This is a genomic window from Rhodococcus sp. MurmanLake-1, assembly GCF_056945715.1.
Genome location: NZ_JBWZNF010000005.1, coordinates 396,099 through 407,525, shown reverse-complemented (window position 1 = coordinate 407,525; position 11,427 = coordinate 396,099). Strand labels below are relative to the sequence as shown.

General features: G+C 62.0%; 9 protein-coding genes. 4 read left to right on the top strand and 5 right to left on the bottom strand.

Going from position 1 to position 11,427, the window contains the following annotated elements; translation table 11 throughout:
* Positions 1-7: 7 nt before the first annotated feature.
* The 4 genes from AC2ETI_RS17200 to aceA form a co-directional block, all read right to left on the bottom strand.
* Positions 8-1,048: an NAD(P)-dependent alcohol dehydrogenase gene (locus tag AC2ETI_RS17200; protein ID WP_483634149.1), complete on the bottom strand. Its 1,041-nt coding sequence runs from the start codon at positions 1,046-1,048 to the stop codon at positions 8-10.
* 72 nt (positions 1,049-1,120) lie between these two features.
* Positions 1,121-3,427: a 5-methyltetrahydropteroyltriglutamate--homocysteine S-methyltransferase gene (gene metE / locus AC2ETI_RS17195; RefSeq protein WP_019744430.1), complete on the bottom strand. Its 2,307-nt coding sequence runs from the start codon at positions 3,425-3,427 to the stop codon at positions 1,121-1,123.
* Between the two features lie 91 nt (positions 3,428-3,518).
* The gene (locus AC2ETI_RS17190) at positions 3,519-4,415 is read right to left on the bottom strand and encodes a 3-hydroxybutyryl-CoA dehydrogenase (protein WP_003941541.1); all 897 of its coding nucleotides are present in this window, start codon (positions 4,413-4,415) and stop codon (positions 3,519-3,521) included.
* Positions 4,416-4,599: 184 nt separating this feature from the next.
* Positions 4,600-5,889, bottom strand: coding sequence for an isocitrate lyase (aceA, locus tag AC2ETI_RS17185; protein ID WP_003941533.1), 1,290 nt, complete (start codon positions 5,887-5,889; stop codon positions 4,600-4,602).
* A gap of 504 nt (positions 5,890-6,393) precedes the next feature.
* Between aceA and AC2ETI_RS17180 the strand changes: the two genes are divergently transcribed.
* The 4 genes from AC2ETI_RS17180 to ramB all read left to right on the top strand — a co-directional run bounded on the left by AC2ETI_RS17180 (position 6,394) and on the right by ramB (position 10,272).
* The gene (locus tag AC2ETI_RS17180; protein ID WP_244891388.1) at positions 6,394-7,017 is read left to right on the top strand and encodes a serine/threonine protein kinase; all 624 of its coding nucleotides are present in this window, start codon (positions 6,394-6,396) and stop codon (positions 7,015-7,017) included.
* 79 nt (positions 7,018-7,096) lie between these two features.
* Positions 7,097-7,384 carry an FmdB family zinc ribbon protein gene (locus AC2ETI_RS17175; protein ID WP_029254816.1) on the top strand — a complete coding sequence of 96 codons (288 nt, stop codon included), beginning with the start codon at positions 7,097-7,099 and terminating at the stop codon, positions 7,382-7,384.
* Between the two features lie 94 nt (positions 7,385-7,478).
* Positions 7,479-8,738: a formamidase gene (gene fmdA, locus AC2ETI_RS17170; RefSeq protein WP_019744435.1), complete on the top strand. Its 1,260-nt coding sequence runs from the start codon at positions 7,479-7,481 to the stop codon at positions 8,736-8,738.
* A 121-nt stretch (positions 8,739-8,859) separates the two neighbouring features.
* On the top strand, positions 8,860-10,272 hold the full coding sequence (gene ramB / locus AC2ETI_RS17165; protein WP_019744436.1) for an acetate metabolism transcriptional regulator RamB: 1,413 nt from the start codon (positions 8,860-8,862) through the stop codon (positions 10,270-10,272).
* A 5-nt stretch (positions 10,273-10,277) separates the two neighbouring features.
* Here the strand turns inward: ramB and AC2ETI_RS17160 are convergent, their stop codons facing one another.
* Entirely contained in the window at positions 10,278-11,300 is a 1,023-nt protein-coding gene (locus AC2ETI_RS17160; protein ID WP_387404401.1) for an alpha/beta hydrolase, read from the bottom strand.
* Between the last annotated feature and the right edge of the window lie 127 nt (positions 11,301-11,427).

Below are 11,427 nucleotides of genomic sequence, written 5' to 3'. Positions count from 1 at the left end.
GAGGTGGTCAGATTGTTGCGGTGTCGATCACGAATCGGTATCGAACGTCGCTCTTGATCACGCGCTCGTAAGCGTCGTTGATGTCGCTCGCCGGAATCAGTTCGATTTCTGCGCCGATGCCGTGCTCGGCGCAGAAGTCGAGCATCTCCTGTGTCTGCGGGATGCCGCCCACCATGGAGCCGGCGAGGCTACGACGGTTTGCGGCGAGCGAGAATGCTCGAACTTCGATCGGCTTCTCCGGCAGGCCCAGTTCGACGAGCGTGCCGTTGATGGCGAGCAAGGACATGTAGGCGTCGATATCGAGATTGACCGAGACCGTGTTGAGGATCAGGTCGAACTCGCCGCGAAGAGCCTTGAACGTCTCACGGTCATTGGTCGCGTAGTAGTGATCGGCGCCGAGACGAAGGCCGTCTTCCTTCTTGCCGAGCGTCTGGCTCAGGACGGTAACTTCCGCGCCGAGCGCCTTGGCGATCTTCACACCGACGTGACCGAGGCCGCCGAACCCGATGATGGCGACCTTCTTGCCGGGGCCGGCATTCCAGTGCCGCAGCGGTGAGTACAAGGTGATGCCGGCGCACAGCAGCGGCGCGGCAACGTCGAGTTCGATGCCCTCGGGGATCGAGAGAACAAAATGCTCGGTGACGACGATGTGCGTCGAGTAGCCACCCTGAGTGCGCTCGCCGTCGCGTCCGGTGGCGTTGTATGTACCGGTCACACCCTTGCGGCAGTACTGCTCTTCGCCGGCCAGGCAGGCGTCGCAATCTCCGCAGGAGTCGACGAAGCAGCCGACGCCCACGCGGTCGCCGACTTTGTGCTTGGTGACATCCGAACCCACCGCGGCGACGACGCCGGCGATTTCGTGTCCGGGGACGATCGGGTACTTGGCCCCGCCCCACTCGTTGCGAGCGGTGTGGATGTCGGAGTGGCAGATGCCGGCAAATTTGATGTCGATGAGAATGTCCAGTGGACCGAGCTCGCGGCGTTCGACGGTGGTCTTCTCGAGCGGACCGTCAGCGGACGTCGCGGCGTAAGCAGCAGCAGTAACCATGCACACATGCCTACCCGTGCATGGAGGGACCTGCAAATCGCAGGCCCCTCCATGACGTGTTCTTGACGTGACTTACCCGGCGTCGCGCTCCGCTTGTTCGGCGCGACGACGCAGGCGCCTCGCGGCCGCAACCATGTTGCGCAGCGAAGGCTCGAGCTGCCATGGATGGCGGGTCTTGAGGCCACCGTCCGGGTTGGCCCACAAACGATCGAGAGAGATCGATTCGCTTGCCTCGGTGAGCAATTCGTCGAGCTCGTCGATGTCGGGAATCCGAGCCGAACGAGATTCGTACACACCGGGGCCGACGCCGTGCGTGAGCGCGCCTTCCTTGAGTGCTTCGAGAACCCACGTGATGGAGCGGGTCGCGACGATAGCCGTCACATCGGCGTCCAACCGTTCGATGGCGTCGACCACCGACGACCGAGCGGAGTACGTCAGATGTGTGTGGATCTGTGTTTCCGGCTTCGCTCCACCTGTTGCCAGACGGAACGCGTCGACGGCCCACTCCAGGTAGGCCTCCCGGCCGTCCTCACGCAGTGGCAGCAGTTCACGAATTGCCGGCTCGTCCACCTGGATGATGGCGATTCCGGCAGCTTCGAGATCCGCGATTTCGTCTCGAATGACAAGTGCCAGTTGCTCTGCCGTTTCGTAGAGCGGCTGATCCTGACGAACGAACGAACGGGCGATCATGGTGACCGGACCCGTCAGCATGCCCTTGACCGGCTTGTCGGTCAGCGACTGCGCGTACGCAATCCATTCGACCGTCATCGGCTTCGGACGTGCGATGTCGCCGTAGAGAATCGGCGGACGCGTGCAACGAGATCCGTAGGCCTGAACCCAACCGTTGTGCGTGAAGGCATAGCCTTCGAGCAGTTCGGCGAAGTACTGGACCATGTCGTTGCGCTCGTGCTCGCCGTGCACGAAGACATCGAGACCGATGTCCTCTTGCAGACGGATTGTGCGCTCGATCTCTTCCTGGATGCGCTTGTAGTAGTCGTCCCACTCCAAACGCCCCTGGCCGAGTTCGTAACGAGCCTGGCGAATCGCGTCGGTCTGCGGGAACGAACCCAATGTCTGGGCCGGAACCAAGGGCAGGTTCAACCGTTCCTGCTGAGCTTTACGACGCTCCTCGTACGGTGCACGCACACGATCTTCGGGCTTGATCGCGTTGACCCGAGCACGGACAGCGTGCTTGAGCTTGAAGTGCACCTTCGTCGGACGCTTACGCCACTTGTCCGAAGGACCTTCGGTGAGTGCCTTCGCCAGGGAGACGACCTCGCCGACCTTCTGCTTCGCAAAAGCCAGACGGTCTGCGACGTCTCCCGGAATGTCGTACTCGGAGAGCACGTCGTACGGCACGTGCAGCAGCGACGACGACGTGGAGACGACGAGGTCGGGCACAACGTCCTTGAGTTCGTTCAGGTACGTCAAGGTGTTGAACCGGTCGACGCGCCAGACGTTGCGACCGTCGACGACGCCCGCGTAGATGCGCTTGCGCTTGATGTTCGGCACTGCGGCCAGTTCCTCGGCCGTGATCTTGCCGTGCACCAAGTCCAGACCGAAGGCTTCGATCTTGGTGGGCGCCAAGATGTTGAGGGCTTCGCCGAACTTGCCGTACGGACCCGTCACCAACAGGCGCGGGCGGAGCGGAGCCGTCGACAGCTTCTCGTACGCACGTCCAAGAGCGGCCAGCTCCTCGGGGGTGCGGTCCTCGGTCACCGAAGGCTCGTCCAACTGAACACAGGTGGCACCGGCCTTGGCGAGCTGCTCGAAGAGCTTCTCGTACTCGGGCAGGAGCGCGTCCAACAAGTCGAGCGGGGTGAAGTTCGGATCGGACTTCTCGGTGGCAGGTCCGACCTTCGAGAGCAGAAGCAGCGAGACGGGCCCCATGATGACGGGGCGCAATTCGATGCCGCGCGCCTTAGCGCGTTCGAACTCGTCGAGAAGTGCCTCCGAGTTGAGCGAGAACACCGTGTTCGCGTCGATCTCGGGCTGACGGTAGTAATAGTTCGTGCCGAAGAAGCGCACCAGCTCGAGAGGCGGGAAGTCCGGGCGACCGCGGGCCATCGTGAAGTAGAAATCGAGCGGATCGAGGGCGCCCTCGAGCGGCTTGAACCGCTCCGGCACTGCGCCGAAGAGCAGCGCATTGTCGAGGACGTGATCGTAGAAGGAGAAGGTGTTGCCCGGAACCTGGCTCAGTCCCGTCGCAGCCAGTTCACTCCAGGTCGATTCCTGGAGTTCCTTGGCGACCGCGAGAAGTGCGTCCTTGTCCGAAGTGCCGTGCCAGTAGGACTCGAGGGCGCGCTTGAGCTCACGGCGCGGCCCGATGCGCGGATACCCCAGGACGCTGGAGCCGAATGCTGCAGTGCTGCTGGACATGCGGTCGACCTTTCTAACCGAGGGGCGCGAGCGCCCTGTGCGCCTTTGTGGTAGCCGGAACTACCAGAAAGGCGCACAGGGGCTTTGGGCCTTAGCTTGCCTGCTTGGTGGAGCGACCGTTGTCGGCGTATTCGTAGAAGCCCGCGCCGGACTTCTTGCCGGTCAATCCGGCTTCGACCATACGCAGGAGCAGCGGCGGAGCGGAGTACAGCGGCTCCTTGAACTCTTCGTACATGGAGTCGGCGATGGACTTGACGGTGTCGAGTCCGACCAGGTCCGTCAGAGCCAGCGGACCCATGGGGTGCGCGAGGCCGAGAACCGTTGCCTTGTCGATGTCTTCCTTGGTCGCGAAGCCAGACTCGACCATGCGGATCGCCGAGAGCAGGTACGGCACCAGGAGTGCGTTGACGACGAAGCCGGAGCGGTCTGCACTGCGGACGACCTGCTTGCCGAGGATGTCGCTGGCAAAAGCCTCGGCGCGCTGCGAGACGGAGGCACTGGTCTTGAGCGTCGTCACCAATTCGACGAGCGGCAGGACCGGAACCGGGTTGAAGAAGTGCATACCGATGACTCGCTCGGGACGCTTGGTCGAGATGCCGAGCTTCATGATCGGGATAGACGACGTGTTGGACGCGAGAACCGCATCCGGATCCGTCACGACCGCGTCGAGCTCGGCGAAGATTTCGCTCTTGATCTTCTCGTCTTCGACGACGGCCTCCACGACGAGCTGGCGGTCCGCGAAATCTCCCAGATCGGAGGTGAAACGCAGACGCCATGCGGCCTGCTCACGCTCACGTTCTGTGATCTTTCCGCTGCTCACACCGCGGTCGAGCGAACGCAAGATGCGTGAACGCCCGGCTGCTGCAAGCTCGCGAGTCTGCTCGAAGACCAGAACATCGACATGTGCGCGGGCGCACACCTCGGCGATTCCGGCACCCATGATTCCGGCGCCGATAACGCCGACGCGCTGAATTTTTTCGCTGGTCACGTCAGCTCCTTGTTTGTCTCGTGGAGTTTGTCTGGTGAAGGTGTTGTAAAAGAAGCACTTCGAACTGCGTCGACGCTGGTGGCCGATGCAATCGGAACTGCCTTGAAGACGAGAGAAAGTAGTGCGGTGATACAAGCAGGGGAGAGACCCGAAGCCGAGCCTCTCCCCCACCCGAAGTCAGTTCTTAGTGGAACTGGCCCTCTTCGGTGGAGCCCTTGAGAGCTGCCGTCGAGGTGTTGGGGTCAACGGTGGTGGCGATGGTGTCGAAGTAGCCGGCGCCAACCTCACGCTGGTGCTTGATGGCGGTGAAGCCACGCTCTTCGGCAGCCTTGAACTCGCGCTCCTGCAGGTCGACGAATGCCGTCATGCCTTCGCGGGCGTAACCGTAGGCCAGGTCGAACATGCCGTAGTTGAGCGAGTGGAAGCCGGCCAGCGTGATGAACTGGAACTTGAAGCCCATCGCGCCGAGCTCCTTCTGGAACTTCGCGATGGTCGCGTCGTCCAGGTGCGCCTTCCAGTTGAAGGAAGGGGAGCAGTTGTAGGCCAGGAGCTGGTCCGGGAATTCGCTGCGAACGGACTCGGCGAACTTCTTTGCAACCTCGAGATCCGGCACGCCGGTCTCCATCCAGATGAGGTCTGCGTACGGTGCGTAAGCCTTGGCGCGAGCGATGCAGGGCTCGATGCCGTTCTTGACGCCGTAGAAGCCTTCAGCCGTGCGGGTTCCGTCGAGGAACGGGCGGTCACGCTCGTCCACGTCGGAGGTGATGAGGGTTGCAGCCTCAGCGTCGGTGCGGGCGATGATGACGGACGGAACGTCCGCAACGTCGGAAGCCAGGCGAGCCGAGGTCAGGGTGCGGATGTGCTGCTGCGTGGGGATGAGCACCTTGCCGCCGAGGTGGCCGCACTTCTTCTCCGAAGCGAGCTGATCCTCCCAGTGGACACCGGCAGCGCCGGCGCCGATCATGGCCTTCTGCAGCTCGTAAGCGTTGAGAGCGCCACCGAAGCCGGCTTCGGCGTCGGCAACGATCGGAGCGAGCCAGTTGCTGACGGAGGTGTCACCCTCGGTCTTGGCGATCTCGTCGGCGCGCAGCAGTGCGTTGTTGATGCGACGAACGACGGTCGGAACCGAGTTGGCCGGGTAGAGGCTCTGGTCCGGGTACGTGTGGCCCGAGAGGTTAGCGTCGCCGGCAACCTGCCAACCGGAGAGGTAGATGGCCTTCAGGCCGGCGCGAACCTGCTGCACAGCCATGTTGCCGGTAAGTGCACCGAGGGAGTTGATGTAGTCCTCGTTGTTCACGAGATCCCACAGGATCTCGGATCCGCGACGAGCGAGGGTCTGCTCCTCGACGACGGTGCCCTGGAGCTTGACGACCTGATCGGCCGTGTAGTTACGAGTAACGCCCTTCCAGCGAGGGTTGGTGTCCCAATCCTGCTGGAGCTCAGCTGCGGTCTTCGGGGTGCCGGTGGTCGACATCAAGACTCCATCTCTTTGATCTGCTGGTCCGGCCTGTTGTGAGCAGTACGTGCGTACTACTTCACATACTTGCCAGGCCCTTCTTGTGTACTTACCGAGAATGGCACATCGAAAAAGTGCCGTCTACCTGTTGCTAATGCCAATCTTCGCTACCTTTTCAACACACTTTGCTAAGTCTGTGAAGATTCCTACACGGCTGGTACTACCCAATCGGACAGGTTCCGTACTGGCGAGTAGCAAAGAAACCGCAGGCTGTGAACGAAATGCACTCAACTCCGCCACTTGCGAATTCCGGCAGTTCGCGCGGCACTCGGAACAGGCCCATCCGCTACTTCGGAGCCAACTTCACGACTCGCAAGTGACCGCAATCACTTCGTGGCAACAGGCTTCGCTCGGGCAATTCCAGGGATCTACCCGCCAGAAAGCCACAGACAACCCATTCGCCGGCCATATGCTGTCGAACCATGACTTGTCGTTCGACGCCCCCGACCGGGCGATAAAGCGGTGCCGGACAACTATCAGCGGCCACCGAACAACCAGGCATGGTCGCAATCCGGTCCACAGCCGCCGCAGTTGGGCTACCGGGCCGCGCCGCAGTCGTATCCCCCGCCCCAGGGATTCCCGCCTGCACCGCCACGTGGAAATCCGCCGCGGCGTCGGCCCGGCTGGGTGATTCCGGTATCCGTAATCGGAGTCATCACTGTGTTGGCTCTCTTCGGCGGGCTTGCCTGGGTCCTCTGGCCGAAGGACGTCCCAAACTCAGCCGCCGGTGGCGCGGCCCAGACCACCATCACCGCCGCGAACACACCCGGCACCACGACAACCGCTCCCAGCACGACATCCCCGACGACCACACGCGCCGCGAACTTCCCCGCCGGTGCGTCCGCCTGCCCCGGCGGGCAGCCGGCCGGAAGTTACAAGGAGTCCGCGACAAGTGGGGGCAAAACTTCGTGCGAGTTTGCCGAGGCAGTTCGGATCGCCTACGGAAACTCCGGTGCCGCCGGTGCCTCCAGCACCGTGTCCGCACGTAGTCCGGTGACCGGCAAGGAGTACACGATGGCATGCAAGGTGACCTCCGGCATCGTCACCTGTACCGGCGGAGACAACGCGGTTGTGTACTTGCGCTGACGGGCGCAATTGCGGCATCGGCAACCCGGTGCGTGTCGTTCCAGTGTCGCACTTACGGATCCTCCGATAGCGTGACCGCATGCCTCTGTACGAGTTTCGCTGTACCGGCTGCGGCCCGCTCGAGCGGTCGTTCGCGATGGCCGAAGTGCCCCAGTCGATCCGTTGCCCCCAGTGCAGTCTCGAATCGAAGCGTGTTGTCTCGTCTCCCCGTTTGAGCCACCGCTCGTCAACCGCGATGGGTTTACTGGACAGCACTGCCCGATCAGCTCACGAGCCTGCCGTGGTCAGTGGGTCACTACCGGGCCGCGGCCGACAATCTGCCCCGACGACGTCCAATCCGTTGCACCGCAAGCTACCTCGCCCCTGAGCGTCCTCACCGCGCGTCCTGGCCGTGAGTCCCGATCCGACACGAAAGTCCTGCCGCCACGAGTTTTCCGTTTCTTCGAGAATGAGGAGTGCATATGCCTGAACTGCTGTTTCCACTCGATTCCGCCAAGAAATTCACCGACCAGGCGATCGTCGGCCACAATCGGTGGCACCCGGACATCCCGGCGGCGGTGACGGTGAAACCCGGTGATGCGTTTCGTGTCCATTGCCGCGAATGGTTCGACGGCGCAATACACAACGACGACTCGGCCGACGACATTCTCAATGCACCACTGACCACGGTCCACACGTTGTCCGGCCCCTTTTCCGTCGAAGGCGCAAAGCCCGGCGACCTCTTGATCGTCGACATCTTGGATATCGGGCCTATCCCCCAAGAAGATTCGGGTCCGTTGGCCGGCCAAGGCTGGGGGTACACGGGCATCTTCCCTCGGAACAACGGCGGCGGCTTCCTCACCGAACAGTTCCCCGACGCGTACAAGGCCGTCTGGGATTTCTCCGGCCAAACGGCGACGTCGCGTCACATTCCGCACGTCTCGTTCACGGGCATCGTCCACCCGGGACTCATGGGCACGGCTCCGTCGGCAGCCTTGCTCGCCAAGTGGAATGCCCGCGAGGGCGCCCTCATTGCCACCGATCCCAATCGGGTTCCCCCGCTTGCACTTCCGCCCGAGCCCCGCGATGCAGTACTGGGAACCTTGACCGGTGACGAGTACACCCGCGTGGCCGGCGAGGCGGCTCGCACCGCTCCCCCGCGTGAGAACGGCGGAAACCAGGACATCAAGAACCTCACCAAGGGCAGCCGAATCTTCTATCCGGTGTTCGTGGACGGTGCGAATCTGTCGGTCGGCGATCTTCACTTCTCCCAGGGCGACGGTGAGATCACTTTCTGCGGTGCCATCGAGATGGGCGGCTTCATCGATCTTCGTGTGGACATCATCAAGGGCGGAATGGATACCTACGGCGTTTCCGAGAACGCCATCTTCATGCCGGGCAACACGGATCCGCAGTATTCCGAGTGGCTTGCGTTCTCGGGCACTTCCGTCACGTTGGACGGCGAACAGAAGTACCTGGATTCACATCTGTCCTACCAGCGTGCGTGCCTGCATGCGATCGAGTACCTGACCAAGTTCGGGTACGCGCCGGAGCAGGCGTACCTGCTGCTGGGTGCGGCACCGATCGAGGGCCGTCTGTCTGGCGTCGTGGATATCCCCAACTCGTGTTCGACGGTGTATCTCCCGACTGCGATCTTCGACTTCCCCCTCGCACCCTCGTCGAGCGGACCGTTCCAGATCGATCCCGGAATCGGCGCTCCGCGTTCGGAGAACAGGGTCTAGGCCTCCGGCCCCGTGAGTGGTTGAGGAGTGTGAGGACTCCTCAACCACTCACAGGGGGTACCGGTGCGAATTCTGCAAACCCACCTTTGCGAAGCCGGACTGTCACTCGTATCCTGGGAAAATGTCGAAAACCTTTGTCGGTGTCCGGCTCCGCCAACTGCGGACCGAGCGCGGGTTGAGTCAGGCTTCGCTGGCCAAGACGCTGGAGATCTCGGCAAGCTATCTCAATCAGATCGAGCACGACGTCCGGCCACTCACCGTGCCGGTCCTCCTGCGAATCAGTGAAGTCTTCGGCGTCGACACCACCTTCTTCTCCCCACAGGACGACACGCGCCTGATCGCGGAAATGCGTGAAGTTGCCCTCGATCAGGAGATGGGCATCGACGCCGACGCCCACGAAATCGCGGAGATGGTCTCCACACACCCGGGCCTGGCAAAGGCGATGGTCAACATGCATCGCCGCTTCCGCAACACGACGGCGCAGCTCGCCGCAGCGACGGAAGACCGCTTCTCGGACGGCAGCGGCAGCGGTTCGATCACCATGCCGCACGAGGAAGTGCGCGACTACTTCTATCAGCGGCAGAACTACATTCACGATCTCGACACCGCAGCCGAAGAACTCACTGCCCGAATGCGCTTTCATCGCGGCGACGTCGCCGGCGAGATCGCCAGACGCCTCGAAACCGTCCACGGCGTGCAGATCGTTCGACGAGTCGACCTGGGCGAGAACATACTTCATCGTTACGACCCGGATACCAGGGTCCTGGAAATCTCCGCACGGCTCTCCGGCGGGCAACAGGTCTTCAAGTTCGCGACAGAACTCGCGTACCTCGAGCACGGCGATCTGCTCGACTCGTTGGTGGCCGAAGGCAACTTCACCAGCGAAGCGTCGGTCTCTTTGGCGCGACTTGGATTGGCCAACTACTTCGCGGCGGCCACCGTGCTCCCATACAGCCAGTTCCACGACGTCGCCGAGGACTTCCGGTACGACATCGAGCGCATGTCCGCCTTCTATTCCGCGAGCTACGAGACGATCTGCCACCGCCTCTCGACTCTGCAGCGCCCCAAACTTCGCGGGGTTCCGTTCATGTTCGTCCGTGTCGACCGTGCCGGAAACATGTCGAAGCGTCAGTCCGCAACCGGATTCCACTTCTCCACCAGCGGCGGTACGTGCCCGCTGTGGAACGTCTACGAGACGTTCTCGTATCCGGGCAAGATCATGCCCCAGATCGCACAGATGCCCGACGGCCGCCGATACCTCTGGGTTGCTCGCACGGTCGAACGTCGAGCGGCTCGATACGGACAGCCCGCAAAGATCTTCGCCATCGGATTGGGATGCGAGATTCGACACGCCCACCGACTCGTCTACAGCGACGGTCTGGATCTGGACGAGTCGAATCCGGGAACGCCGATCGGCTCGGGCTGCCGTGTCTGCGAACGCCTCAACTGTCCGCAGCGTGCCTTCCCGCCGTTGGGTAAAGACCTCGACATCAGCGAGCACCGGAGTTCGATTTCGCCTTACGTGATTCGCTGACCGCGCTAACGCACGTAGTTGCGTAGGAACGCGACTGTGCGATCGAACGCGATCATCCCGTCCACGGTATCGAGGTCGAACTGATATTCGTGGTCCAGCGCAGGCTCGTGATCTTCGGGGTAGAACAGTGCGTCTACTTCGACGCCCAGATCGGCGAGCCGTTCTGCCATGGGTTTCGACTGGCTGGCGGTCAGTGGGTCGACATTTCCGCCGGTGATGAACGTCGCTGGAAAGTCCGAGGTCACATGGCCCAGTGTCGACATCTGACCCACTGCAGTCGACCCGTCGAAGTCCCTCGTTCCGAGATACCCCCACAGCGATTGCTTGTCGACGCCCCAACCGAAGTACTTCCCCTGTGACAGCAGCGGTTTCAGATCGAAGACCCCACAGTCGAGGACAACTCCGCGTATCTGCTCGGGACGTAATGCCGGCTCCACACCCATTTCCGACGCGTAGTCAGGGCTGGTCATGACCGTCGCCAACTGACTGGACAACTGCGCGCCTGCCGAATCTCCCGCAAGAAAGAGATTGTTCGAATCGACATGCAACCTGTCCGCATTGCTCACGATAAATCGATACGCGTCGTTCAGTTGATTCACTGCGGTGGGGTAATACGCATCTGGTCCCAGTGAGTAGTCCACCGAAATCACAGTGAAGCCTTGATTTGCCAACAGTTTGTAGTAACCGTCGGCATCAGTTCTCGATCCTGATATCCAGCCACCGCCGTGCACCCAGACCACCGTGGGTAGCGCCGAAGTGGACTCCGACGGGTAGTAAACGTCCAGTTGTGCATCGTCGCCGCCGTCGCGGTACGACTGATCGAGAATCGAGACGATTCCTGACGGTGCATGCCTGTCGAGTTGTGCGTGAGTCGCTTCGGAGCCACCCGCTGACATCCACCGTACGAGGAGAACTCCTGGCCACGGACTGACGATTGCCGCGGTTACCCCGGACAGCAGAATGACGACGAATACCGCCGCGATTCCGACAATGCGCCTTCGCCGTCTGTCGGGGGAAGACGCGCGCACAACAACTCCTGGGGTCGGATCGGATTCACCCAGGCTAGACCAAAAGGACTAGTCGAGAATTCCCCGGCAACACACCCGCGGCGCTTTGTCTGAAATGACCATTTCTTCAGCGTCTCAGCATCATCCG